At 28.5% G+C, this 24,445-nt stretch carries 26 protein-coding genes; 11 read left to right on the top strand and 15 right to left on the bottom strand.

All coding sequences use genetic code 11. The annotated features are described in order from the left end of the window. Positions 1-2: 2 nt before the first annotated feature. From WAO74_RS11145 to WAO74_RS11170, 6 genes are read right to left on the bottom strand one after another with little or no spacing between them, the layout of a single operon-like run. Positions 3-1,268, bottom strand: a complete 1,266-nt coding sequence (locus WAO74_RS11145; protein WP_422162141.1) for a glycosyltransferase family 4 protein — start codon at positions 1,266-1,268, stop codon at positions 3-5. After that, the gene (locus WAO74_RS11150) at positions 1,265-2,485 is read right to left on the bottom strand and encodes a glycosyltransferase (RefSeq protein WP_422162143.1); all 1,221 of its coding nucleotides are present in this window, start codon (positions 2,483-2,485) and stop codon (positions 1,265-1,267) included. The genes WAO74_RS11145 and WAO74_RS11150 overlap by 4 nt, the downstream gene beginning before the upstream one ends. Then, the gene (gene wecB / locus WAO74_RS11155) at positions 2,482-3,579 is read right to left on the bottom strand and encodes a non-hydrolyzing UDP-N-acetylglucosamine 2-epimerase (protein WP_422162144.1); all 1,098 of its coding nucleotides are present in this window, start codon (positions 3,577-3,579) and stop codon (positions 2,482-2,484) included. The genes WAO74_RS11150 and wecB overlap by 4 nt, the downstream gene beginning before the upstream one ends. After that, entirely contained in the window at positions 3,576-4,100 is a 525-nt protein-coding gene (locus WAO74_RS11160; RefSeq protein WP_422162146.1) for a methyltransferase, read from the bottom strand. Before WAO74_RS11160 ends, wecB begins: the two co-directional genes overlap by 4 nt. Continuing rightward, complete coding sequence (locus WAO74_RS11165) at positions 4,093-6,522, bottom strand: YfhO family protein (RefSeq protein ID WP_422162147.1); 2,430 nt, start codon at positions 6,520-6,522, stop codon at positions 4,093-4,095. The genes WAO74_RS11160 and WAO74_RS11165 overlap by 8 nt, the downstream gene beginning before the upstream one ends. Positions 6,523-6,524: 2 nt before the next feature. Further along, on the bottom strand, positions 6,525-6,779 hold the full coding sequence (locus WAO74_RS11170; protein WP_422162523.1) for a DUF4834 family protein: 255 nt from the start codon (positions 6,777-6,779) through the stop codon (positions 6,525-6,527). 349 nt (positions 6,780-7,128) lie between these two features. On the opposite strand from WAO74_RS11170, the gene WAO74_RS11175 reads away from it, so the two are divergent. From WAO74_RS11175 to WAO74_RS11210, 8 genes are all read left to right on the top strand, one after another. Beyond that, on the top strand, positions 7,129-8,145 hold the full coding sequence (locus WAO74_RS11175) for a transporter (RefSeq protein WP_422162148.1): 1,017 nt from the start codon (positions 7,129-7,131) through the stop codon (positions 8,143-8,145). Positions 8,146-8,149: 4 nt separating this feature from the next. Next, positions 8,150-9,271 (top strand): GTP cyclohydrolase, encoded by a 1,122-nt coding sequence (locus tag WAO74_RS11180; protein WP_422162525.1) that lies wholly within the window; start codon positions 8,150-8,152, stop codon positions 9,269-9,271. An 83-nt stretch (positions 9,272-9,354) separates the two neighbouring features. Beyond that, positions 9,355-10,062 carry a 16S rRNA (uracil(1498)-N(3))-methyltransferase gene (locus WAO74_RS11185; RefSeq protein ID WP_422162150.1) on the top strand — a complete coding sequence of 236 codons (708 nt, stop codon included), beginning with the start codon at positions 9,355-9,357 and terminating at the stop codon, positions 10,060-10,062. A gap of 133 nt (positions 10,063-10,195) precedes the next feature. Continuing rightward, positions 10,196-11,230, top strand: coding sequence for a helix-turn-helix domain-containing protein (locus tag WAO74_RS11190; protein WP_422162152.1), 1,035 nt, complete (start codon positions 10,196-10,198; stop codon positions 11,228-11,230). Positions 11,231-11,334: 104 nt separating this feature from the next. Continuing rightward, positions 11,335-11,871 (top strand): DUF3575 domain-containing protein, encoded by a 537-nt coding sequence (locus WAO74_RS11195; RefSeq protein ID WP_422162154.1) that lies wholly within the window; start codon positions 11,335-11,337, stop codon positions 11,869-11,871. Between the two features lie 108 nt (positions 11,872-11,979). Then, entirely contained in the window at positions 11,980-12,621 is a 642-nt protein-coding gene (locus WAO74_RS11200; protein ID WP_422162156.1) for a DUF4159 domain-containing protein, read from the top strand. Between the two features lie 128 nt (positions 12,622-12,749). Further along, the gene (locus WAO74_RS11205) at positions 12,750-13,679 is read left to right on the top strand and encodes a bile acid:sodium symporter family protein (RefSeq protein ID WP_422162157.1); all 930 of its coding nucleotides are present in this window, start codon (positions 12,750-12,752) and stop codon (positions 13,677-13,679) included. Continuing rightward, positions 13,669-14,721, top strand: a complete 1,053-nt coding sequence (locus WAO74_RS11210; RefSeq protein ID WP_422162159.1) for a lysophospholipid acyltransferase family protein — start codon at positions 13,669-13,671, stop codon at positions 14,719-14,721. The genes WAO74_RS11205 and WAO74_RS11210 overlap by 11 nt, the downstream gene beginning before the upstream one ends. A gap of 126 nt (positions 14,722-14,847) precedes the next feature. On the opposite strand, the gene WAO74_RS11215 is transcribed toward WAO74_RS11210, so the two are convergent. The 8 genes from WAO74_RS11215 to WAO74_RS11250 form a co-directional block, all read right to left on the bottom strand. After that, positions 14,848-17,766 carry a glycoside hydrolase family 3 N-terminal domain-containing protein gene (locus tag WAO74_RS11215; RefSeq protein WP_422162161.1) on the bottom strand — a complete coding sequence of 973 codons (2,919 nt, stop codon included), beginning with the start codon at positions 17,764-17,766 and terminating at the stop codon, positions 14,848-14,850. After that, positions 17,763-18,059 (bottom strand): type II toxin-antitoxin system RelE/ParE family toxin, encoded by a 297-nt coding sequence (locus WAO74_RS11220; RefSeq protein WP_422162163.1) that lies wholly within the window; start codon positions 18,057-18,059, stop codon positions 17,763-17,765. The genes WAO74_RS11215 and WAO74_RS11220 overlap by 4 nt, the downstream gene beginning before the upstream one ends. Further along, entirely contained in the window at positions 18,047-18,229 is a 183-nt protein-coding gene (locus WAO74_RS11225) for a hypothetical protein (protein ID WP_422162165.1), read from the bottom strand. The genes WAO74_RS11220 and WAO74_RS11225 overlap by 13 nt, the downstream gene beginning before the upstream one ends. Before the next feature lie 34 nt (positions 18,230-18,263). Continuing rightward, entirely contained in the window at positions 18,264-18,749 is a 486-nt protein-coding gene (locus WAO74_RS11230) for an ABC transporter ATPase (RefSeq protein ID WP_422162167.1), read from the bottom strand. A 35-nt stretch (positions 18,750-18,784) separates the two neighbouring features. After that, complete coding sequence (locus tag WAO74_RS11235) at positions 18,785-19,672, bottom strand: carboxypeptidase-like regulatory domain-containing protein (RefSeq protein WP_422162169.1); 888 nt, start codon at positions 19,670-19,672, stop codon at positions 18,785-18,787. A 16-nt stretch (positions 19,673-19,688) separates the two neighbouring features. Beyond that, positions 19,689-20,429: a hypothetical protein gene (locus WAO74_RS11240; protein WP_422162170.1), complete on the bottom strand. Its 741-nt coding sequence runs from the start codon at positions 20,427-20,429 to the stop codon at positions 19,689-19,691. Positions 20,430-20,433: 4 nt separating this feature from the next. Further along, positions 20,434-21,261 carry an exonuclease domain-containing protein gene (locus WAO74_RS11245; protein ID WP_422162171.1) on the bottom strand — a complete coding sequence of 276 codons (828 nt, stop codon included), beginning with the start codon at positions 21,259-21,261 and terminating at the stop codon, positions 20,434-20,436. Between the two features lie 97 nt (positions 21,262-21,358). After that, on the bottom strand, positions 21,359-22,213 hold the full coding sequence (locus WAO74_RS11250) for a PPK2 family polyphosphate kinase (RefSeq protein ID WP_422162173.1): 855 nt from the start codon (positions 22,211-22,213) through the stop codon (positions 21,359-21,361). Positions 22,214-22,511: 298 nt separating this feature from the next. Here WAO74_RS11250 and WAO74_RS11255 point away from each other — a divergent pair, with 298 nt between their 5' ends. From WAO74_RS11255 to WAO74_RS11265, 3 genes are read left to right on the top strand one after another with little or no spacing between them, the layout of a single operon-like run. Then, the gene (locus tag WAO74_RS11255) at positions 22,512-22,664 is read left to right on the top strand and encodes a hypothetical protein (protein WP_422162174.1); all 153 of its coding nucleotides are present in this window, start codon (positions 22,512-22,514) and stop codon (positions 22,662-22,664) included. Between the two features lie 5 nt (positions 22,665-22,669). Beyond that, positions 22,670-23,458 (top strand): SGNH/GDSL hydrolase family protein, encoded by a 789-nt coding sequence (locus WAO74_RS11260; protein ID WP_422162175.1) that lies wholly within the window; start codon positions 22,670-22,672, stop codon positions 23,456-23,458. Further along, complete coding sequence (locus tag WAO74_RS11265) at positions 23,440-23,940, top strand: cupin domain-containing protein (protein ID WP_422162177.1); 501 nt, start codon at positions 23,440-23,442, stop codon at positions 23,938-23,940. Before WAO74_RS11260 ends, WAO74_RS11265 begins: the two co-directional genes overlap by 19 nt. On the opposite strand, the gene WAO74_RS11270 is transcribed toward WAO74_RS11265, so the two are convergent. Then, a complete protein-coding gene (locus WAO74_RS11270; RefSeq protein ID WP_422162179.1) occupies positions 23,941-24,354 on the bottom strand; it encodes a DUF2721 domain-containing protein in 414 nt (137 codons plus the stop codon). Between the last annotated feature and the right edge of the window lie 91 nt (positions 24,355-24,445).

Raw genomic sequence — 24,445 nt, forward strand, 5'->3', positions numbered from 1 at the left:
TTTTATGAAGCTATACTTTTAATAATAGTAGCCAGTTCTTTTGTTAACTGTTTTCTGTGAAACTTTTCAATATTTCTAGATTCAACTATTAAATTTCCTTGTTTGTATCGATTATATAATTGCTTAATTTCTAATTTGAGTTGTACCTCATCATTAAAATCTACAACCACACCAGCATTTGTGTTTTCTAAAATTTCTGCTAAATCTCCTTTGTTTGGACCAATAGCTAAAATAGGTCTTTTTGCTGTTAAATACTCAAAAAGTTTACCCGTTAAAATTCCATTTGCTTTTTTAATATTTGGAATTAATAACAATAAAACTTGTGCTCTTTGCTGATATTCAATAGCTTCTGTATGAGAAACATATCCTTTAAAAATAGTGTTTTCTAATAAATTATGTAGTTTAGTTTCTATTTTTATTTCATCAGAAATATCACCAATAAAATTAATTTTTAAATCGTTTTTAAACCCACTGTTTTCAGAACACAGGGTATTTAAAACTTTAAAAAGTATTTTCGGATTGCTTTGTTTTGGCAATAAACCAATATAAGAAATACAAAATTTTTCATCCAAAACAGGGGCATCAACTTTTGAAACTTCAGAATCAAAACCATTCGTAATTACCTCTACTCTTTTGGCAATTTTTAAAAATTCACTTTTTAAAGAATTACTCACAGTTACTATACAATCTGCTTGTTTTAAAACCTGGGTTTCTAAATTTTTGTTGCGCTGTTTAACCCTTGTTAGTTGCTTAAAATCTTTATTGTAATACAAATCTGTCCAAGGATCTCTAAAATCTGCTATCCATTTAATGTTGTTTTTTTTCTGCAATCTTTGGGCAATTAAATGCATGCTATGAGGAGGACCTGTAGATATTATGACATCAATTTTGTGCGATTCAATATACTTTTGCAAAAAATTTACAGAAGGTTTTACCCAAAATATTTTCGGATCTGGCACAAAAAAATTACCTCTTAAAAATGATAAAAAACTACTATTTGTAGAGTTTGATATATCTTTTTTCTGATTATTTTTCTTCTTCCAAAATAAAAAATTAGTAGGTTCCCAAATTGGATACTTTAAAATTTTAACTTCTTTAGGAATCTCACCAATTAAAGTAACATCTTCTTTTGGATAATTTGCATTCTCCACAGTATAAACAATAGGTTCTATGCCAAACTCTTGTAAATATTTTACAAACTTTAACCAACGCTGAACACCAGAACCTCCTGCAGGTGGCCAATAATATGTAATAATTAGTGCTTTCAAATTGTTGAATTATTGTATAAACTTAATAATTTTATACTTTCTTGTTCCCAATTTTCTCCTTTATTCATCACAGCATCAAAAGCATTAGCTGTTTTATATTGATATGATGCGTAATTTTCATGAATCAAAATTACTTTTTCTGCAAAATCATTCTCATCATTAGCTTTAAAAATAATTCCAGCATCGTACTTAGAAACGATTCTTTTTAAAGGTTTGCAAGAGCTTACTAAAAGCAAACTTTTACTCATCATTATTTGAAACAATTTATGAGGTATCGTATTGTCTGTATGGTCGTTAGCTAAATGCGGAATGATATTTACATTCGTTTTCTGCATAATTGCAGACACCTCTTTAAAAGGTCTGTAACCCACAAAAATTACGCACTTTTCTACTTTATTTTCTTTTGCAATTGTTTTCAGTTTACTCTCAACATCTAGACTTCCTTTACCAATTAAAAAAAGTTTTGCATTGGGTATTTTTTCAACAATTTTCGACATTGCGTGTATAGCAGTTTGCAAACCTCTGTGAGGGCCTAACCCCCCCACATAAGTTATCGAGAAATCATTTTTATTGATAATATTTTGAGTTACTTCTTCATTAAAATTGTTTACAAAATCTTTTTTTTCGTGGTTGGAAATTACAACCAATTTTTTATCATCAATATTAAAATTAATAATTAATTTCTCTCTCATTTCTTCTACAACACAAATTACTTTGTCATACTTATTGCAATATTTTTCCTCTTTTTTTGACCAACTTTTTGAGTTGAAAAACAACTTATTTTTAATTTTGATGATAGTACTTTGTTTCCATAAAAACCATGTTTTTAGAGCTTCTGGATAGTTTTCATGCAAGTCTAAATAGATTTTTTTTACTTGCTTTTTAAATCTAAAACCTGTGCTTGCTAAAGGTAAATCGTGTACATGTAAAAAATCAATATTGTATTTTTTGAACGCTTTTTTTAATCCGAAATAAAAAAGAAGATTGATATTAAAAACGCTTTCTATGATATCGTAAATCCCTTTTTTACTGTTTGTGTAATTTTTTCCGATTCTAAAAATGGTAACGCCATTTATGATTTCAGACTCTAAATCGTTCTTTTTTCTTGGACAAATAACTACTACTTTTTTACCATATTCAGCCAAAGATTCAGCTTCTTTTCTCACTCTAATATCATTAGGATAAGCTCCATCAACAATCATACAAATGTAACTCATGCTAAAAATTCGATGGTTTTTTGTAAAATTCTGTCTGTTGCATTTCCGTCCCAAAATTCTGGAATCGTTCCTTTTTTAAAAGTTCCCTCAGAAATACTTTGTATTGTCGCAGAAATTTTATCAGTATCAAAAGACATTAACTCGTTTGTGCCTTGTTCTATAGTTGATGGTCTCTCTGTATTTTCCCTTAAAGTGATGCAAGGAATTTGTAAAAAAGTAGTTTCCTCTTGTATGCCTCCACTATCTGTAATTACACAGAACGAATATTTTATTAATTTTTGAAAGGCAAAATAATTTTGAGGATCAATGATGGTTAAATTATTAATTTCATTTAAAGATTGATTCAAATTAAAATTGATAAAACTGTTTTTGGTTCTTGGATGAATAGAAAAAACCACATGATGTTTTTGTGTTGTATTTTTAAACAAATCAATAATTTTTAAAAGCGCTTTTTTAGTATCTACATTTCTTGGTCTATGCATAGTAACTAAAATATATTGATGTTTTTCCTGAGCAATTTCCTCTAAAATTGTTGAAGCTTCAATTTCTTTATTAAAAGCTACCAAAGTATCAATCATGGTATTCCCAACAAATGCTATTTGATGGCCTTTTTTACCTATTTTTTCTAAATTTTTAAGACCACTTTTTTCTGTTACAAAACAAATATCAGAAATTTCATCTGTTAAAATTCGATTGATTTCTTCTGGCATTTGTCTGTCTAAACTACGCAAACCACTTTCTATATGTCCGAGTTTTACCCCTAACTTATTTGCACATATTGCAGCAGCTAATGTGGAATTTACATCACCCACACAAAGCAAAATATCTGGAGAGAACTCAGTAATTACTTTTTCTAATTGCAGTATAATTTCCCCAATTAAACTATTGGCAGATGTACTTGTAATTCCTAAAAAATAATCAACTTCTATATTGAATTGTTTCAAAAAAATAGCAGACATTTTCTCATCATAATGCTGACCTGTATGTACAATTCTAACATCTAAATCAGAATATTTTTGAGCTACTTTTTTAAATTGTGTAATTTTTACAAAGTTGGGTCTTGTGCCCACAACTATTAAAATATTTTTTTTCATGCTTCTTTTTTAGTTGCATAAACTGCATAATATCTTGGCGTGAATTTTCTTAAAATAGGTCTAAAACCTATTCTATCAATGGGGCTTGTCCACTTTTCTTTTTCTTGAATTTCCCATCCAGACTTCTCCAAAAGCCAATCAAATTGCCAATCTTCAAATTCGTGGTAATGTCTGTCCCACATATCACTTTTACTTCTGTAGGCTTTTGCAAACCATAAATTTAAAGGAATTGTAACTACTAATTTTAAGGTCTCAATTTGCCTTAAAACATTAAAAGGCGCTAACAAGTGCTCAAAAATTTCAAATGCAGTAACAGCATCTACTTTGTATTCTTTTACAATTTCTGGCAATAAATCTAAATCTTCACCATTCGTATTAAGCACTGTATAGCCATTTTGCTCCATGATTTCAGAAAAAGGATTTCTAATACCCAAGTCTAAAATCGTTGCAGGAGCTGGAACTACTTTTTGAAGAAATGCTAAAGTATGTGCATATCTTTTATGCGGAATTTTGCTATACATTTAAAGCTGATTTTTTCTTCTTTTTCTCATCATAAAAAAACCAACCTATTGAAACTAGTATTAAAATAAAGTAAGAAGCTAAAGAATACAAACCTCCTTTTTCAATTACTTTTGGCTCGAATTTAAATTCAATTTTATGCTCTCCTGCAGGAACTTTCATCCCTCTTAAAACATAATTTACTCTAAAATGTGGTGTTAATTTACCATTTACATAAGCATTCCAACCATCTTTATAGTAGATTTCAGAAAAAACCGCAAACTGCTCTTTTGCCGCTTTTGATTGATACTTTAATTCATTAACTCTATAATCTAGTAATTGTATGGAAGCAGTTGAGTCTTTTTCGAATTTAAATGCAATGTTCTCTGATACTTTACTTTTATCCAGAACAGCAACAGTTTTAGTGTCTAAAGAATCTAAAGCTTTCATTTCTTCATTTGCAGAATTTACTAATTGCACTTTATCTACGAACCAAACATTGCCATTTGCATCTTCGTTTTTTTGAGCGCTCAATTGATTTTTATCATCAGGAATAATAAAGTATTTGGTGTTTAACATGTTTAAAGCTTCCATGTTATTTTTTGCTATTTGAAAATCGAACAACTCTTGATAACGTCCCATTTTTGCAGCATGATAACCGCCAATTGACTGATGAAAATAAGAAGTTGCTCCATCTTCCATTGGATTTCCAGCAAAGTTTGCAACTCTATAATGTGTTTTATCTTGTAAAATAATTTGATCTGCACTAGATGCTGTAAAAGGTTTTTCTACTTTTCTAGAGGTTACAAAATCGTTTTCATTTAAGTAATTTTTATCAATAGAAATTAAATCGAACAAAACAAAAACTACCAAACCTATAATTGCAAATTGTTTCTTTAACTTATTATTTAAGAAAAACCAAAGAACAGCAGCAGAAACAATTACCAAAGCTAAAGAGCGCAAAGTATCTATTAATAACATCGATTTTCTGTCTGCAATTACTGCATCAATTAAACCTTGTAAATCTTTGTAATTTGCATCTCTTATCCCCTCAAATGAAGATGAAATATGCGCTAATAAAAAACCTACAATAATTAAACCTCCAAAAGTATATACTGCTTTTTTAAGAGATTCCTTTTTTTCTTCGGATGAAATTGTGGAAGAGAAAAACTCTTTTAAAGCCAAAACTCCCAGAATTGGTACACACAATTCAGCAATAATTTGGATTGATGAAACTGCTCTAAATTTATTGTATAGAGGAACATAATCAATAAAAAAGTTAGTTAAAAATTCCAAATTTCTACCCCAACTTAATACAATTGAAAAGATGGTTGCTGCTACTAACCATTGTTTTAATCTTCCTTTTACTAGAAAAATTCCTAAGAAAAAAAGAAAGAAAATTACTGCTCCAATATAAGCTGGTGCTTCTATAATTGGTTGATCTCCCCAATAAGTAAGTACTTGTTTGGAGTAATCGTCTGCAACTTTTTTACCTGCTTGTTTTTCTATTAATTGATAAAAATTTGAGTTTTTGCCCAATTCTTCCACAGTTCCACCACCCATAAAACGTGGTATGAACAAATTAAAAGTTTCTAATTTTGCATAACTATATTGCGTTATATATTCTTTATCTAAACCTTTTGTGGCTTCTTTATTGGTTCCATCAGGATTAATTGTTAATTCAGATTTTCCACGAGTACTAAATTCTGCATACTCTTTCATTGCCATTAATCTTGGGGCATTTGCTCCTATCCCCAAAACAACTGCAGCAATAATAACTGCTGTTTGTTTTATAAAAATTGGCAACATTTTTTCTTTAATCGCATTTATAAGCTGAACAATTCCAAGAATTAATAGACAAAAACCAAGATAATAGGTCATTTGTATATGGTTTGTATAGATTTCTAAAGCCATAGCCAAACCTGTAACAATAAAACCTAACACATATCTTTTTTGAAAAACCCACAAAACACCAGCTAAAACCATAGGCATGTAAGCAATTGCATGTGCTTTAGAATTATGGCCAGGAATAAAAATAATGATTAAATACGTAGAAAAACCAAATGAAAGTGCCCCAAAAATAGCCAATCTCCATTCTACTTTTAAAGCCATCATTAATACAAAAAAACTTAAAAAATAAAGAAAAGTATAATCTGCAGGTCTTGGTAAAAAACGAATAGTTCTATCTAAAACTCTTACAAAATCGTAAGGATAATAAGCACTTATTTGATACGCAGGCATTCCACTAAAAGAAGCACCAGTCCAATAAGGTTCTTTTTTGTTTTCGGTTCTAAAATCTTCAATTTCCTGAACCATTCCTCTAAATTGAGTAATGTCTGATTGTGCAATTTGTTTACCACTTAAAACAGGATGAAAATATGCTACAGAAGCAACTATAAATATTAATACTGCAATTAAATATCGAAAATATTTTCCTTTTTTCATAACTAATCTATTTCTTCAAAATCGACATATTCACCAACAGAATTTTTACTTTGTGTATTATTTTTTGGTGCTTTGTCTATAACAGTCTCTCCTTCTCTAACAGTACTTTTAGATTGCTGATTTCCAAATTGTTCTTCTGCTTTCTTTTGCATAGTATCTGCTACTTTTTTTACCAAAAAAGGAGCTAATAACCTTAGTAAAAATTTAAAACCGTAATAAAATAGCAGAATAAAAAATATAGTTCTTAATAAACCCATTTCAAATAATCTTATAAAATCATTCAAAAGTAACAATTTGGTAACAATTGTAACGTTAACAAACTATAAAACTTTCAATAACAGTAAACATTTAAGATTAAAGTTGATGAAAATTATAACGTATATTTTATAAAATATTAAATTGATATAATTTAATCATTTCAGCAACTAAAATATTTATTTATCAGAATCTTAATTTTGCTACAATGCAGGTTTTAAGGAAAATCTTTCAGCTTTGTTTTAAGGCAAGACATTTAAAGTAAAAAAAGATAGGAAGCTTTCAAAAACAGCATTTTTGTGCTATGTTTGTTTAAATAAAAATACATAAACTCTAATTTTTTCTTTTAAGATGCAAAAGCAAAAAGTAAAATTCTTTTTTTTAATATTTCTTTTCGGCTTTTCGTCTGCATTTTGTCAATATACAGAAGTTATCAATTCGAACAAACCTGGTTTTTCAGAGAGTCCTTATAGTGTTGGAACAGGCGTTTATCAATTTGAAAGCAATTTTTTTTATAGAAACACATCTATAGAACCCACATTTTCTAGACCACAATCGTTTGGAGCAGATTTACTTTTTAGAACTAGCTTTTTGCTAGAAAGACTTGAGTTGAATGCAAATATTAGTTATCAAAGAGATAAAGTTGCTTTTAAAAATGTTTTTACTTCTCATTATTTTGATAGCGGTTTAAGTGAGTTTACAATTGGGGCTAAATATTTAATTTATCAACAAGAATACGAAGACAAAAGCAAAGAAGTAAGAAGTTGGAAAAATAGATTTGCCTTCGATACAAAAAGATTGATACCTTCTGTTGCCATTTACGCTGGCTTAAATACAGATTTTGTAAATGATGCCTATAAAACAGGAAGCATGTCACCAAAATTGGGTGTTTTATTGCAGAATAATTTAAGTTCGGATTTTAATATCATCACGAATTTCTTTTATGATAAAATAGGAACAGATTTCACAGAATATTCTTACATTATAACAGGAACCTATAACTTTAACGATTATTGGTCAGGTTTTTTAGAAAATCAAGGTATTTTTCAAGAATTTCGAACTAATTCGAATATTGGTGTTGGTTTGGCTTACTTGTATAACAAAAATTTACAAATAAATGCATCTTCTAGGTTTTTGTTGGAAGGCAATGCAGAAGGTTTTTATGCTGGTTTAGGAGTTTCTTACAGAATTGACAAACATAGAGATGGGTATAAAGAATTGGATGAAAATGGTAAAGAAATAAAAGACTCACCAATTTCTAGATATAATAAAGAAAATAAAGGCTTTTTTGGCAGACTTTTTAGTGTTTTTAGCAAAAAAGAGAAGAAGAAAAGTTCTAGAAAAAGAACCAAAAGAAGAAGAAATTAAGAAAATGATTACTTTAAAAAAAGTGAGTTCTAAAAAGGAAATGAAGGCATTTGTACTATTTCCTTTTTCTCTTTACAAAAACAATCCCTATTGGGTTCCTCCAATTATTAAGGATGAAATAGCTAATTTTAATCCCAAAATAAATCCTGTTTTTGAGAATGCTGATGCTCAGTTTTTTTTAGCTTATAGAGATAAAAAAATTATTGGGAGAATTGTAGCAATCATCAATTGGTTTGAAGTTGAAAAGCAACAAATTAAAAAAATGCGTTTTGGTTGGTTTGATGTAATTGATGATATCGAAGTTTCAAAAGCACTTTTAAATAAGGTTAAAGAAATTGGTTTAGAAAATAATTTAGAATTTATAGAAGGTCCAATAGGATTTAATAATCTTGACAAAACTGGCGTTTTAATTGATGGTTTTGATCATATAGGCACCATGATTACTTGGTACAATCATCCTTATTATAAAGAACATTTAGAACAATTAGGTTTTGTAAAAGAGAAAGAATATTTAGAAAACAAGTTCAAATTTAAAAATGTAGATGCTGTTTATTTTGATAGAGTAAGCAATATTATCAAAAAGCGTTTTAAACTAAAAGCACTAGATTTTATCAAAACCAAAGATATACTGCCTTATGTTGATGAAATGTTCGAGGTTTTTAGTGCAACGTATTCTAAGCTTTCCACTTTTGTACCAATTTCTGATGCACAAATTGCCTTTTTTAAGAAAAAATATATCTCGTTTATCAATCCAGAATATATAAAATTTGTGGTGAATGAGCAAAATAAACTAATTGCATTCGCTATTGTAATGCCCTCTTTTTCAGAAGCATTGCAAAAATCTAAAGGAAAATTATTTCCATTTGGAATTTTTCATTTATTACATGCAAGAAAACATGCAAAAGATGTTACTTTTTATTTAATTGGTGTGCATCCAGAGTATCAAAATAAAGGAGTAACTGCTGTTATTTTTGATCAATACACAAAAGTTTTTACTAAAAAAGGAATTGTAAATTGCATTAGAACTCCTGAATTAGAAGAAAATGAAGCCATTCGAAAAATATGGGAAAAATTTAAACCAATAACTCATAAAAGACGAAGAACTTATAGAATTAATATTAGTTAATGGTTGATAGTTTTTGGTTTAAAACTAAAAACTTTGAAACTTTGAAACTTTGAAACTTTGAAACTTTGAAACTAATTTAAAAAATGCAACTATTCTACAATTCTGAAATAAATAAAAATATTAAAGAAATTACTTTTGATAAAATTGAAAGCAAGCATATAGTGCGCGTTTTAAGAAAAAAAGAAGGAGATGTATTACAAATAACAAATGGAAAAGGGTTTTTGTTTGATGCAAAAATTACCATTGCCAGCGATAAAAAATGTATTGCCGAAATTATTTCTTTCGAAGAAAAACCAACACCTTGGAACTACTATTTACACATTGCAATTGCGCCAACAAAGTTAAATGATAGAATGGAATGGTTTTTAGAAAAAGCTACAGAAATTGGTATTGATGAAATTACACCTATTATTTGTTCTAATTCTGAAAGGAAAGTTGTAAAATTAGATCGATTTGAAAAAATAATTCAATCTGCTATGAAACAATCTTTAAAGTTTACGTTGCCAAAATTAAACGAGCCTATTAAATTTAACGATTTTATCAATCAAAATTTTGATGCAAAAGTTTGTATTGCTCATTGTGAGGAAACTGAGAAAAACTTGTTAAAAGATACTGTAAAGCCAGCAGAAAAAGTAATTATTTTAATTGGTCCTGAAGGCGATTTTTCATCACAAGAAATTAAAAAAGCGTTAGATAAAAAATTCATACCTATTTCTTTAGGAGAAAGTAGGTTAAGAACAGAAACTGCTGGTTTGGTTGCTGTAAATTTGGTTTCTTTTATCAATCAGTAATCACTATGTTCGTCCAAAAAGCTAAAATCTGTTTGTGAAAGAAATATTTAACCTCTTCCTATTAATAAGTGCCTTACATGGTTTTTTGTTCTGTTTTATTATTCTTTTTTCTAAAAACGGAAGAGAAAAAAGTATGGTATTTATTAACTTATTAGTTCTTACCATATCTTTAAACAACATACAATCTTGGGGTATAGAAAAAGATTTTTTTATAGAAAATTTCTTTTCAGAATATGTACACATTCCTTGGCACTTTTTAATTGCACCATTTTTTTATATGTTCTTAATTTATTACCTAGAAATTAAAGAAAAAAGTATCAATATTTTAAAATTTATAATTCCTTTATTTATAGTTTTAACAGCTCTTAGAATTAGTTTTGTGTTTGTATATAATGACACAAATAATACAGATTTTGAATACCTACTAGAAAAATACAATACCTTAGAAGAGTTTTTTAGCTTGATTTTTTCTTTAACAATCTTTGGATATTCTTATTACATACTATCAAAAAAAGAACTGCTTTTTACCAAAATTTTATCTTTCGATAATTTAAAATGGATTTATATTTCATTTAAAATTGGTACTTCTGCTTACGTTTTTTGGATTAGCGGAATTATAATTGCCATTGCTCTTGATTATAAAGAGTTCATTTACGCTTATTACCCTTTGCGTATTTTAACTACAATCTTAATTTATTGGGTTGGTTATCAAGCTCTTTTACAATTACGATTGTTAAAAGAAAGAAAAGATTTACGTGAAAAACTTAATTTTCCGTCAATTAATAATAAAGAAGTTGAAATTTCTGAAGCAAAAGATGCTGATAAGAAATTATTATTTGATAAAATTGAAACTTTGCTAACAAAGAAAAAACTATTTACACAACCAAAGCTTACAGTAGAATTCTTAGCAAATGAAGTCGATGTAAATTCGAATAAATTATCGAATTGTATTTATCTGTTTTCAGAAAAAAATTTTAACGATTATATAAACGAATATCGAATTGAACTTGCAAAAAAGTTATTGATAGATAAAACTTATAAAAACTATACAATAACTTCTATAGGTTTAGAATCTGGTTTTAATTCTAAATCTTCTTTTTATCACACTTTTAAAAAGCAAACAGGACTTACGCCTTCAGAATATCAAAAATCGGTTATTCAAAATTAGTCCCAAATTTCACAATTTAGTCCAGAATTCTTTTAAAACAAGGAATTCTGGACTTATTATTTTTAATGATTTCTAAATTTGGCCGAAATTAAAATCACTAAATTATGAAAAAATCAATTGTACTATTTTTACTATTTACCTTAACATTAACTAGTTTTTCACAAGAAAAAACAAATGAAACCAACAAAAAAAATGAACTAAAATTAGACGTATTCGACCTCGCTTTTTTCTCTGCTTTAGATGTAGGTTACGAAAACTTATTCAGAGACGAAATGAGTTTTGGGCTTTCTATGTTTATCAATTTTAAGTCTAGTGAAACTTACTATGAAAAATTTGCACTCACGCCCTTTTACAGATTTTACTTTTTTAACAATCAACAAAAAGGCGGTAAAGGAAATTATGTAGAAGTCTTCTCGAAATTTGCTTCAGGTAATAATTTAGATTTAGAATATTTAAATAATTCTAAGTTAGATGATAGTTATTTTGATGTAAATCTTGGTATTGCAGTTGGAAAAAAGTGGATTAGCAATACTGGTTTTGTTTTAGAAATATCTTTTGGTGGTGGAAGAAATTTAGGCTTTAGTGAAGCCTCACCAGAATATGCTTTTAGAGGTGGTGTTTCTTTTGGATATCGTTTTTAATACATTTTATAAATAAATATCATAAAACGCTATTAAAACTTAATAGCGTTTTTTAGGTATTGAAAATCGAAAATTACTATCTTGCTATCAATTATTTTTAAATAGTTCATGAAACAATTTATAGCAATTTTATTTTTTTGGGTTTCAGTTTTTACAAACGCTCAAGATGTTGCCATTTTAAAATATAATGGTGGTGGAGATTGGTATGCAAACCCCACTGCAATTCCGAATTTAGTGGCGTTTACAAATCAAAATATAAAAACGAATATTTCTGAAAATCCGATAAGTGTTGCAGTAAATAGTGAGGATATTTACAACTATCCTATTTTGTTTATGACAGGTCATGGAAACGTATATTTCTCTGATGAAGATATTACCAATCTAAAAAATTATTTAATTTCTGGCGGATTTTTACATATTTCAGACAATTATGGTTTGGACAAATTTATAAGAGCAGAACTTAAAAAAGTATTTCCGAATTTAGAGTTGCAAGAAATTCCAAGTAATCATCCTATTTACAATCAAACCTTTAAATTCCCTGAAGGGATACCTAAAATTCATGAACATGATAAAAAACCAGCACAAGGTTTTGGTTTATTTTATGAAGGCAGATTAATTGTTTTCTATGATTATGAAACCGATTTAAGTGATGGTTGGGAAGACGAAATAATACACAACAATCCAAAAACAGTTCGTGAAATAGCTTTGAAAATGGGTTCTAATATTATTGAGTACGCTTTTACAAATTAAGAATTTGGTACATGGTTGGTGGTTTTTGGTTTTTAGTTTTTAGTTTTTAGTTTTTAGAAATTCCTATACAAAACAAACTTATCAACTTTGAAACTTATCAACTTTGAAACTTTGAAACAATAAAAAAAATGCAAAACCAAATAGACATAGATTCCATAAAAATAAACTTCGATGCAAGTGGTTTATGGGTTTTAAATATTGCAATTGCAGTAATTATGTTTGGAGTTGCTTTGGCAATAACTGTAGATGATTTTAAACGACTTTTTAAAAACCCTAAAATAGTTTTTGTGGGTGTTTTATCGCAATTTATATTGTTACCTGCTTTTACATTTTTAGCTATTTTAATTATAAAACCTCATCCAAGTTTTGCTTTGGGAATGATGATGATTGCAGCTTGTCCTGGAGGAAATGTTTCTAACTTTTTTAGTAAAATGGCTGGAGGAAATGCTGCTCTTTCAGTGAGTTTAACTGCTTTTGCAACCTTAATTTGTATTTTTATGACGCCTTTTAATTTACAATTTTGGGGAAGTATGTACGAACCCACAAACGAAATATTAAAAACGGTTGAACTAAATTGGGTTGACTTATTAAAACTAGTTTCTCTAATTTTAGGGATTCCATTAATTTTAGGAATGTTGATAAAACATTACCATTCAGAAATGGCAGGTAAAATAGAAAAGGTTTTAAAACCTTTATCTATGTTGGTTTTTATAGCACTTATTTTTGTCGCTTTTTCTCAAAATTTAGACGTATTTATAAACCATATTCATAATGTCTTATTCTTAGTTATTTTCCATAATATTTTTGCTTTTATATTGGGCTTTTATACTTCAAAGCTTTTTAAATTAAACGAAAAAGATTGTAAAACGATTTCCATGGAAACTGGAATTCAAAATGGAGGTTTAGGATTACTACTTATTTTTGGTTTTTTTGATGGTTTAGGAGGTATGGCTTTATTAGCTGCTTTTTGGGGAATTTGGGATGTATTTTCTGGTATGGCTTTGGCCACTTTTTGGGGTAGAAAAACAAATAAATTAGCATTAAAAAATGACCATTAAAAAAGTTTGGTACGAAAGCGTAAAACTTTTTTTAAAAATTAGTTTAGAGTTTTACGCCAAAGAAATAAAGGTTTCTGGCAAAGAAAATATTCCAAAAAAGGGAGCTATTTTATTTGCTATTAATCACCCAAATGCTTTGATGGATCCTTTGTTTGTAACTTCACAAAACCCAAGAGAAAATCATTTTTTAGTAAGAGCAGATGTTTTTAAAAAACCGCTAGTAAAAAAGGCTTTGGCTTCTTTAAATTTAATGCCCATTTATAGAATTAGAGATGGTAGACAACAACTTTCTAACAACGAAGAAGTTTTTGAAAAGTGTTTCGAAATTCTAAAAAACCAAGAAACTTTATTCATTTTTCCTCAAGGTGGGCATTCTAGAGATAGAAATATAAAACCTTTAAGTAAAGGATTTACAAGAATTGTTTTTGGTGCCTTAGAAAAATATCCTGATTTAGAAATTGTTGTTATTCCTGTAGGAATTACTTATCAGAATTCTTCATCTTACCCAAGTAAAGTATCTGTAAAATATGGAACAGCAATTGACTCCAATTCTATTTATAAAGAAAATAATCCTGCAAAAGCCATTAATATTTTAAAGGAAGAAGTTAGCAATCAGCTAAAAAAATTAACGGTTCACATCCCTGAAGATGAAAATTACCAATCGATTTTAAAAAATTTAAATGATGCAAATGTAGATTATACTGATGTTGAAAAAGCAAACAAAATAATTGCTGAAAATAATTTTTCTGAACCTGTAAAAAGGCCTGTTAACTTTTTAAAACCAGTATTTTATATCATTTTACTAAATAGTATTTTCCCATACTTACTTTGGAAAAAAATAGGCAAAAACATTCAAGAAATTGAGTTTGTGGATACCATGAAATATGGCGTAAATGTTTTAAGTTTTCCGTTTTTTTATGCTTTACAAGCATTTGTCATCAGTTTTTTTTGGGGAGGAAAATTAGCAGTAATTTACTTTATCTCTTCTATTTTATTGGTTTTTATGTACACTAAATTTTCTGTTACAAATACTGAAGATTGATAGATTTGCATTTAGCTTGCAAACAAGTTTAGCCATGATTGAAGCAACTGTTTAAGCTCTTTTGAGGAACGAAAAAAGCGAGTGCGATACTGAAACAAGTTCAGCACAGGAAGCAGGAAATAGCTTCTAATCTAAAATAGCATCTTGTATAGTTTGTTGAATTTTAGTACGCATGTTACTTCTTATTAATGCTCTATTATTCATGTTTGGGTAGACTCTGTTAGATAAAAAAACATACACAATTTCACTTTTGGGATCTGCCCAAGTATACGTACCTGTAAAACCTGAATGCCCAAAACTTTCGTCTGAAACACAACCGCAAGTTGCTGTTGCCTTCTCTTTTGGGTCTGTTTGTGGTTTATCGAAACCTAAACCTCTTCTATCATCTTTATAATAACGTGTGTTAAATTTATCTATAGTTTCCGCTTTTAAATAACGTCTACCTCCATAAAAACCTTTTTGCAAATACATTTGCATTATTTTGGCTACATCATTTGCATTCGAAAATAAACCTGCATGGCCTCCAACTCCACCTAACATTGCTGCACCCATATCATGCACATTTCCTTGCAATAATTGATTTCTATAGTAATCGTCTTTTTCTGTTGGCACAATTGCAGATTTATTAAATTTTTCAAGTGGTAAATACGTCATTCTATTTGCGCCCAAAGAACTATAAAATTCGCTATCTACTAGTTTGTTTAGAGGCTTTTTATATTTTTCTTCTAACACTTCTTTAAATAAATAATAGCCTAAATCGCTGTATTTGTAACCTTCTCTATCTCTTTGGTCTGCTTCTTTTATGTATTTGTAAATACTGTCTTTATAGGTCTCTTTGATGTATAAATTTTCGGCGACTTTTATATTGTATTTCTGTGATTTTTTTCGATTGTAAAACTCGTCTGAATTTAAACCAGTTGAACTATCTTGAGTCGCTTTATAAAAAGGAATCCAAGCTTTTAATCTGCCATAATGAGATAGTATTTCTTTTACAGAAACAGATGCTTTATTGGAATTTGCAAAGCTAGGTAAGATGTCTTTTACACTTGCAGATAAAGATATTTTACCTTCCTCTTCTGCTTTCATTATTAAAGGTAAAGAGGCTAATATTTTTGTTAAAGAAGCTACGTCGTAAATATCTGAATTTTTAACTTTTAAAGAGTTTTCATCTGAATGATGACCATAACTTTTCTGAAATATTACTTTACCTTTTCTAGCAACCAACACTTGAAATCCGGGCGCCATTTTTTCTTTTAAAATAGTATCTGCAAAAATGTCTATTTCTGCTAATTTAGTAGAAGACATTTTTACATCTTCTGGTATGCTATATTGCAATCTACTTAAACTAAAAGTGGTTATTCCTGTGCCTACTTTAAATTCATTTTTTATAGAAACTGGCAATTTACCATTTGCTTTAATTGCCCCAAAAATAATTTGAGCAGAAATTTCTTGAGATAATTTACTGTTCTGATAAGAAACAATTATAGACTCGATATTTGTAAAGGTTTTTAATTGTAATAAACTGTAAGGACTTGTAAAAACGTCTAAAATCACATTTTTTTCTCTTGCAATTTCTTGCAACCAAACCAATTCTTTATCAGTGAATTTGTAACTTTTCCAAGGATGATCATTAGACTTATGAAAGCCTATAATTACTTTGTTATAAGGTTTTAACTTTCGCATTAAACCATCTAAATTCGTGTCTGAAATAACATCTACTTTTGTGTAATTTTGAAGCATTTCTAAAAAATAATCACCATAGTCATCTCCTAATTTTACATACGCAATTTTTTGAAATTCCAAATTTGATAAAGGGATATTTTGCTTTTCATCTTTAACCAAAGTTATTGCATTTTTCAGCAATTCTCTATGCAACAATTCGTCTGCTATCGTATTTAAATCTTGCTGTAAATTTTGAATTTTAACAGGCTCATACTTGTTTAAACCCATCCAATATTTTGCCTTTAATATTTTACGTACAGAAAAATCTAAACGATCTTCAGTTAAAGTTTTTAAAAGGATCGCCTGTTTTATTAAGCGAATACTTGCAGGCACATCTTGTGGAATTAATAACAAATCATTCCCAGCTTTTATAGCTTCTAAATCTATTTCTGCAGAAGTTGCATAATTGGTTGCACCTCTCATGTTTAAACCATCTGTAATTATTAAACCATTAAAACCTAATTCTTGTTGCAACAAATTAGTTACCACATTTTTAGATAATGATGTTGGCAAATTTGTGTTCGATTCTAAACTTGGTATGTTTAAGTGCGCTGTCATTACACTTCCAATTCCTGCATCAAAAACCTTTCTGTAAGGGTATAGTTCTATAGAATCTAATCTTGCTTTATCAAAATCTAACAGAGGTAATGTATGATGAGAATCTGATGCAGTATCTCCATGACCTGGAAAATGTTTTGCATTTGCCATGACTCCGTATTTCTGTATACCTTGTGTAAAAGCGATGGCTTTTTTAGTTACGTTTTCTTTGCTTTCGCCAAAAGATCGATTTCCAATAATTGGATTTAATGGATTGATATTGATATCTACAACAGGCGCAAAATTAACATGGATTCCCAAACGCTTGCAATGTTTTCCTAAATGCTCACCAAATTTTCTTACTAAAGAATCGTTCTGAATGGCGCCCAAAGTCATGTTCCAAGGAAATTTATAGGTATTTTGCAAACGCATGTCTAAACCCCATTCACCATCAAAACCAATCATTAAAGGTACTTTAGAAAGCGCTTGATATGTATTGTTTAAAGATGCTTGCTTTTCTGGTGTTCCTTGCATAAAAATTAAATTACCAACTTTGTATTTGGTAATCATTTCTGTAATAAAATCTTCGTGTTTTTTATCGAGATTAGAATAGGCTTGCACCATAAACAACTGACCTATTTTCTCATCAATAGTCATGTTACTTAAAATAGAATCCACCCAAATTTCTTGAGCTTCATAATCTTTAGTTCTTAACGGATCTATGGTTTGCGATTGCATTTTATAAATAAAAGCAATTATAAAAATTAGCAATATTTTTGTTTTCATTTTATTCTTCGTTGTAAATCTCTTGCTCCATGATGCACCATCAAAATATGTATTTTATCAGATGATGTATGCTTATAAATAATTCTATAATTACCTTCTATTATCTCTCTAATTTCAGGTTGATTTATCTCTTGAACAAGTTTACCAATTTGAGGTTTAGTATATAAAATTTTGGTACTATCTTTAATTCTTTCAACTTGTAGACGAGCATATCTTTTGGAGTCAATTGCAATATATTCGTAAATTTCTTTTAAGTCTGTTCTAGCATCCTTTAACCAAACTATTTGAACCATTCCTTCATTTCATTTTCTAGTTCTTCTTCTGAAATAAAATCATTGTTTTCTGAGGCTTTTATTCTCTGTTCTAACTTATCAATAAATACTAGTTTATCAATTAAATCATCAATATGAATTTCATTAGGAAATTTAGAAATGTGTTCTTGAAGTTTTTCTTTCGTAATCATAAAAGATATTTTTATTAAAGGTAATAAACAATTTCTATACCAAGAAACGTTTGTGCCAACTTTGTTTTGCTGGTATTTCCCAGTTATTTTCAAAATCTTCTTTTGTAGTGACCAAATTATTAAAAACAACAGTTTCATTAGTAATTTTATGCTCTTTTGCAAATTTTTGAAAATCGGCTAATTTCACTAAATTAATGTTTTCATGATCCTTAAAAGCGATGTTCATTTTATCCATGAAATCTATTTGTAATTCATTTTCTAAGCTTTGTACAAAACGCACTGAACTATCTATAGAACAACCAGAAACATTGTTAAAACTCTCATCTACTGCTAAAACTAAAAACTGATTGTATTTAATTGTAAAAGAGCCTTTTAAACTATCTCCATGACGTGTCCATTTTTTTATAAATTGCTCGGCTTCTGTAGAAATGTAAACTACTTCTTTTTCAGTGAATTCTCTGTTAGATTGATAAATCCAAACTCGAGAATTGTTGGGTAAATTTTTATATTCTGTAAACATATTCTACGATGTTTATTCGTTTTATTTGGGTTTAATTAATTGGATAAAGTTAATGAAATTGCAGGCGCATATTTTTCCATTTGCTTAATTTTATTTAAGGGCGATAATTGCCAATTTCCTTTTACAAATAAATACATATTATCATTTCTATCTTTCTTATTGTAACTGGTATAGCCAATTATTGGGGCATAATAAAATTCGTTTTCTGTGTCTATTTCGTTTTTGCCATATTCGTTAAAAGGAATAAAGAGTTTTTCAAAAGCGATAAAAAGTCCATTTTTTGGCATTTCTAAATTGTAATTTTTAATATCTACTGTTACTTTTTCTTGTCCATTTTCTATTTCTACAGGTAAATTCACGTTTAAAATATCATCTTTTGGTAAACCTGTTTTTTCATCTTTATTAAAAATACGAATTCTAAATTTTGCCTTTTTTCTATGATTCGATCTTTTTGCAAAATGAATGTCAATGGTTTCTAAATAACTGCAACATTTTACTCTTTTATCGTTTGGGAAATATTTTGCCAACATTCTCATACCAGAAGTATGCACACCTTCTACTCTATTTTTTACTTCACCTAAAACAACTGATTGATCTATTTGTTTGGTTAAAACAATTTCCTTTAAAAGGATATTTAACGATTGTACATACACTATTTTTTGATAAATATCTTTCGCAAAAACAATCGTGTCTTTGTAATTTAAACAAGAGATATGCACTTTAGCCTCTAGATATTTCTTATCTAAATTCATAGAAAATGTTCCATCTTCATTTGTGGAAACACCTTTGTTCGAATTTAAAAAACTAAGATTTGCATACACTACAGGTTCTCTAGTTTCTTCATCTAACAATTTCCCTTTGAACGCAATATTTTGAGAAAAAACAGATGTTGAAATCAATAAAAATAAAAGTAGTTTTTTCATATTTAGATTAAAAAAATTAGTATTCTATATTAACAAAATTTAAAATATCTCTTTTCATCTTAACCATTGGAGTTTGATAAATTGTAGCTATACCATTTTCTGTAACCTCATATTTAATGCTAACTTCATGATTTGATTTTACTTCTATTGAGAAACTAGCTTCAACATTTTCTCCTTTCCATACCAAATAATTATATTCTTGACCATTATATTGGTATGTTTCGTTTTTGTTGCCAAGGTTAATAATTTCAGAAGCATACATAAAAGTACTGTTAGATTCATCCTTATATATGAAATCTAAAATTTCAATTTTATCTAGATTATTTTTATTGCCTATGTTTTTTATATTGATATTTACATTCGTAAGTTTATTTACTTTGATTGTTAATTCATCTTTTTTTAATAACTCTTTAATTGTAGTTTTATTTATATGACCAGTTTCATAAGAACTAAGTGGACTATAACTTACATAAAACTCAAACTTATTAGTTAATTCCTCATAAGGAATTAATATATCAAAAGAATTATTAATCACTTCTATCTCTCCATTAAAACCTTTTTTACATAGTGTTAGATTATATTCACCCTTATATTCAACGCATGTATTATAAGAAATATAAATAAAATTTATTAGTTCATTCGTCTCCTCATCAACTACTTTTGCTTTTAAAGAAAAATATTTTATATTAGAATTAATATCTTCTTCTGATTCACAAGAACATAAAACGAATATTAAAATTAATAGAAAAACCCTCATAATTTTACCTCAAATTAAATTTCTTCTGCAAAGCCGCTAATTTATCAGCATCAGACATGGTTTCTTTTGGCTCAGACATTCTATCTTTTATTTCTCTCAACACTTTTTTTGTGTACAAAGGAAAATCTGCATTTTGTATCCAATTATGATATCCTGGGTTTTCAATTAATACTTCTTCTACAGTTCTCCCTTTGTATTTTCCGAAAGAAAAAATTTCTTGTTTGTCATCATTCATTAAAATAAAACCAGCAAAATCGGCTCTTTCTCCATGAGTGGAATACTCACTTAAAGCATCAACCGTATTTCCAATATCTTCATATTTATCTAATTGTGCTAATAAAATCTCGAAAGTTGCATTGGTATCTGCTTCTGCTCCATGAGCGCCTTCCAATTCTTTTCCACAATAAAATTGATAACCAGCACCCAAAGTTCGTTGTTCTTTTTTATGAAAAATAACTTGCACATCAATGGCTTTTCTGTTTTTCATATCAAAATCGATTCCTGCACGCATTAATTCTTCTGCCAATAAAGGAATATCGAATCTGTTCGAATTAAAACCAGCCAAATCACAATCCATAATCATTTTACTAACTTTTGGAGCTAACTCTTTAAAAGTAGGCTCTGTAACTACTTTTTCGTTTGTAATTCCATGAATATCTGAAGCTTCAACAGGAATTTCTATCTCAGGATTTACCAACCAAGTTTTACTCTCTTTATTCCCATTAGGAAACACTTTTAAAATTGATATTTCTACAATTCTGTCTGTTGCAATGTTTACACCAGTGGTTTCTAAATCGAAAAATACAATGGGTTTTGTTAGTTTTAAATTCATTTCTTGTTTTGTATTTCCTGCAAATGCAGGAATCTATTAATTAAACTTCTTGATTACTTTTTAAAGATTCCTGCTTTCGTAGGAATGACAGTCTACTCTATTCTTTGTTTAATTCCGCTTTAAAATCGTCTATTTGCAGCAAAATTTCTGGTTCTAAAGCCGGTTCTTTAAAATTACATTTTTCCAATTCTTCTAACAAAATTTTGGCTAAAATGATTCTTGCTGAATCTTTATCGTCTGCAGGAATTATAAACCAAGGCGCATTTTCTTTCGATGTTCTGTTTAGTAAATCTTCATAACAAAATTGATATTTATTCCACAATCTGCGTTCTTTCAAATCTGCTTTAGAAAATTTCCAATTTTTCTCTTGAATATTTAAACGCCTTAATAATCTATTTTTTTGTTCGTCTTTAGATAAATTCAAGAAAAACTTTAAAACAACAGTTCCATTTTTAGTTAAATGATTTTCAAAATCATTGATTCTCTCCATTCTATTTTGATAAAATGCATCATCTAAATCTTCTAAACTCGTAACTGCAGGAATATTCTCACCAAAAATATATTCAGGATGCACTCTTGTAACCAAAACATTTTCATAATGTGTTCTATTAAAAACACCTATTTTACCTTTTGGTGGCAAAGCAATATAATGTCTCCACATAAAATCGTGTTTCAACTCTAATTCTGTAGGCACTTTAAAACTATGCACTTGCACACCCCTGGCGTTTACATCCTTAAAAACCTCCCTAATAAGGCTGTCTTTGCCAGAAGTATCCATGCCTTGCAAACAAATTAGCACACCATATTTACCCTCTGCATACATGGTGTCTTGCAATTCACTTATTTTTTTTCTACATTTTTTCAGTTTTTTCTTTGCATCATCAATTACTTCTTTTGTAGAAAAATCGGTTAGTTTTATTTGAGAAGAAACTTTGTATTTATGTAAATTCATTTGCTATCTAATTAAGGCTTAAAGATAGAAAAAATAGTGGTTTTAGCATCAGTTTTACCCTATCATTTATAAACTAAGAGATAAACTTATTTGTTAAATCTTGGTCAAAAAAAAGCAATTTTATAAAATGAAAAATAGAATTATTTAGGAATTTACTATTGGGATAATTTTTAAAATTATCTTTCTACTGATAAAATTGTTGATAAATTCAAAATTAAACTCGAAATAATAAGGGAATGATTTAGCTTGTCTGTTAACTTAAAATCTGATAACTTAGCTGAATAACCCTTTCTAAAAAATGCCAAAAAAAGGAAAAGCAAAAAACACTGTTAATAAAGTGAAACATACCAAATTAATGAATAGAAAAATTAATAAGGTAAAGTTAGAAAAACAGCAAAATAAGGAACGTTTAAAGGCAATTATTAAAAAAGCAAACGAACAAAATAATTAACCACTGTGAGTTTAAAATATTATTTAGGCTGTATAATTTCTTTTCCGCTTTTGCCTATTATGTATTTTCAAGGCAAAAAAATTAGACAAAATGTTCCCAAACTACCTGAAGCCAGGGAGCCTACAGGTTATTTAAAAACAACATCTGAAAAAACCTTAAAAATTTTAGCTATAGGAGAAAGTACCATTGCTGGTGTTGGTGTAGATTTTCATGAAAATGGTTTCATTGGTTCTTTGGCTAAAGAAATATCTGTAGAAAAAAATATCTCCATTTTATGGCGAGTTTATGCCAAAAGCGGTTATACTGCAAAATTAGTTCGCAAAAAAATAATTCCGGAAATTGAAGATTCTAACGCAGATATTATTGTAATTGGTTTGGGTGGAAATGATGCTTTTAAACTAAACTCTCCAGATTTATGGATGCTTCAAATTAATCAATTAATAAAATCTTTAAAAAGAAAATTCCCAAAAACGCCTATTTATTTTACAAATATGCCACCCATAAAGGAGTTCCCTGCGTTTACAAAAACCATCAAATTCGTAATCGGAAATTTGGTAGAGATTTTAGGTGAGCGCCTAAAAAGAAAAACAGAAAATAAAGAAAATGTATATTTTAACGATGAAACTATAACCTTAGAAAATTGGCAAGAACGTTATAATTTGGGAGATGATATTTCCATTTTTTTTAGTGATGGAGTACATCCTTCTAAATTAACGTATCAAATTTGGGGAAAAGACATGGCTAAATTTATCATAAATTCGAATAGTTTTAAACAATGGATGCAAAAGAAATAATAGCTTTTTTTGACTTGACCTCACATCCTGAAGGTGGTTATTTTAGAGAAACCTATAGAAGTGAAGGCGAAATTTTATCAGAAAATTTAGGTGATGAGTTTAAAGGAAATAGAAATTATTGTACCAGTATTTATTTTCTATTAACATCCCATAAATCCTCTGCTTTTCATAAAATAAAACAAGATGAAATTTGGCATTTTTATACAGGCACCACTTTAAAATTACATTTAATTTCACCAGAAGGAAAATACTCTTTTGTACTTATTGGAAATGATTTTAAAAACAATGAAATTCCACAGTTTACAGTTCCAGCAAATTATTATTTTGGGGCAGAAGTTGTAAAAGAAAATTCATTTTCTTTTGTAGGTTGTACAGTTTCTCCAGGTTTCGATTTTAGAGATTTTGTATTACCAAGTTGCAAAGAATTAACTTCAGAATTCCCTAATCATTCTGCCATTATTCAAAAACTTACACATCATTAATTACAGTTTCTTTTTATTTAAATGCTCTTCGATATCTGCAATATGATGTTTTAAAGCTTCTGCAGATATTTGTATTTCTCTAATCAATAAAATTAAGGAAAGCAACAATAAAATCAAACCAAAACCAAAAGCCCAAACTGCAATTAATTGATAACCCACGTAAATTAAAAACATCGTTAACACACAGAATAACAGACTTGTAATTCCGAAAATTTGCATCCATCTTGTTAAATTTAAACGAAGTTTTAAGTTTTGAATTTGTCTTAACAAAGAATCGTCTTTCTTCTCTAAATATTTATCGTGCAAATTTCTAATTACAGAAGCGTAGGCTAAAAATCGATTTGTATAGGCAAGCATTATTAATGAAATTGCAGAAAATAATAATGCTGGTGTTGTTAAAGTGAGTTGTTCCATATAAAATCAAAATTAAAGAATATTTTCAAATTAATAATTACTTTATATTTTTCTTTATTTTTGATGCATGAAAACATTGATTTATATTCTA

It is taken from the genome of Polaribacter sp., assembly GCF_049276715.1.
Taxonomy (GTDB): Bacteria; Bacteroidota; Bacteroidia; order Flavobacteriales; family Flavobacteriaceae; genus Polaribacter.

What these genes read in the sequence shown, in the direction of transcription:
- WAO74_RS11250 (WP_422162173.1), bottom strand. Translation starts at nt 22,213, where the DNA reads ATGAATTTACATAAATACAAAGTTTCTTCTCAAATAAAACTAACCGAT.
- WAO74_RS11185 (WP_422162150.1), top strand. Translation starts at nt 9,355, where the DNA reads ATGCAACTATTCTACAATTCTGAAATAAATAAAAATATTAAAGAAATT.
- wecB (WP_422162144.1), bottom strand. Translation starts at nt 3,579, where the DNA reads ATGAAAAAAAATATTTTAATAGTTGTGGGCACAAGACCCAACTTTGTA.
- WAO74_RS11150 (WP_422162143.1), bottom strand. Translation starts at nt 2,485, where the DNA reads ATGAGTTACATTTGTATGATTGTTGATGGAGCTTATCCTAATGATATT.
- WAO74_RS11215 (WP_422162161.1), bottom strand. Translation starts at nt 17,766, where the DNA reads ATGAAAACAAAAATATTGCTAATTTTTATAATTGCTTTTATTTATAAA.
- WAO74_RS11160 (WP_422162146.1), bottom strand. Translation starts at nt 4,100, where the DNA reads ATGTATAGCAAAATTCCGCATAAAAGATATGCACATACTTTAGCATTT.
- WAO74_RS11225 (WP_422162165.1), bottom strand. Translation starts at nt 18,229, where the DNA reads ATGATTACGAAAGAAAAACTTCAAGAACACATTTCTAAATTTCCTAAT.
- WAO74_RS11210 (WP_422162159.1), top strand. Translation starts at nt 13,669, where the DNA reads ATGACCATTAAAAAAGTTTGGTACGAAAGCGTAAAACTTTTTTTAAAA.
- WAO74_RS11170 (WP_422162523.1), bottom strand. Translation starts at nt 6,779, where the DNA reads ATGGGTTTATTAAGAACTATATTTTTTATTCTGCTATTTTATTACGGT.
- WAO74_RS11240 (WP_422162170.1), bottom strand. Translation starts at nt 20,429, where the DNA reads ATGAGGGTTTTTCTATTAATTTTAATATTCGTTTTATGTTCTTGTGAA.
- WAO74_RS11190 (WP_422162152.1), top strand. Translation starts at nt 10,196, where the DNA reads ATGGTATTTATTAACTTATTAGTTCTTACCATATCTTTAAACAACATA.
- WAO74_RS11200 (WP_422162156.1), top strand. Translation starts at nt 11,980, where the DNA reads ATGAAACAATTTATAGCAATTTTATTTTTTTGGGTTTCAGTTTTTACA.
- WAO74_RS11270 (WP_422162179.1), bottom strand. Translation starts at nt 24,354, where the DNA reads ATGGAACAACTCACTTTAACAACACCAGCATTATTATTTTCTGCAATT.
- WAO74_RS11255 (WP_422162174.1), top strand. Translation starts at nt 22,512, where the DNA reads ATGCCAAAAAAAGGAAAAGCAAAAAACACTGTTAATAAAGTGAAACAT.
- WAO74_RS11230 (WP_422162167.1), bottom strand. Translation starts at nt 18,749, where the DNA reads ATGTTTACAGAATATAAAAATTTACCCAACAATTCTCGAGTTTGGATT.
- WAO74_RS11235 (WP_422162169.1), bottom strand. Translation starts at nt 19,672, where the DNA reads ATGAAAAAACTACTTTTATTTTTATTGATTTCAACATCTGTTTTTTCT.
- WAO74_RS11220 (WP_422162163.1), bottom strand. Translation starts at nt 18,059, where the DNA reads ATGGTTCAAATAGTTTGGTTAAAGGATGCTAGAACAGACTTAAAAGAA.
- WAO74_RS11265 (WP_422162177.1), top strand. Translation starts at nt 23,440, where the DNA reads ATGGATGCAAAAGAAATAATAGCTTTTTTTGACTTGACCTCACATCCT.
- WAO74_RS11180 (WP_422162525.1), top strand. Translation starts at nt 8,150, where the DNA reads ATGATTACTTTAAAAAAAGTGAGTTCTAAAAAGGAAATGAAGGCATTT.
- WAO74_RS11165 (WP_422162147.1), bottom strand. Translation starts at nt 6,522, where the DNA reads ATGAAAAAAGGAAAATATTTTCGATATTTAATTGCAGTATTAATATTT.
- WAO74_RS11205 (WP_422162157.1), top strand. Translation starts at nt 12,750, where the DNA reads ATGCAAAACCAAATAGACATAGATTCCATAAAAATAAACTTCGATGCA.
- WAO74_RS11195 (WP_422162154.1), top strand. Translation starts at nt 11,335, where the DNA reads ATGAAAAAATCAATTGTACTATTTTTACTATTTACCTTAACATTAACT.
- WAO74_RS11245 (WP_422162171.1), bottom strand. Translation starts at nt 21,261, where the DNA reads ATGAATTTAAAACTAACAAAACCCATTGTATTTTTCGATTTAGAAACC.
- WAO74_RS11175 (WP_422162148.1), top strand. Translation starts at nt 7,129, where the DNA reads ATGCAAAAGCAAAAAGTAAAATTCTTTTTTTTAATATTTCTTTTCGGC.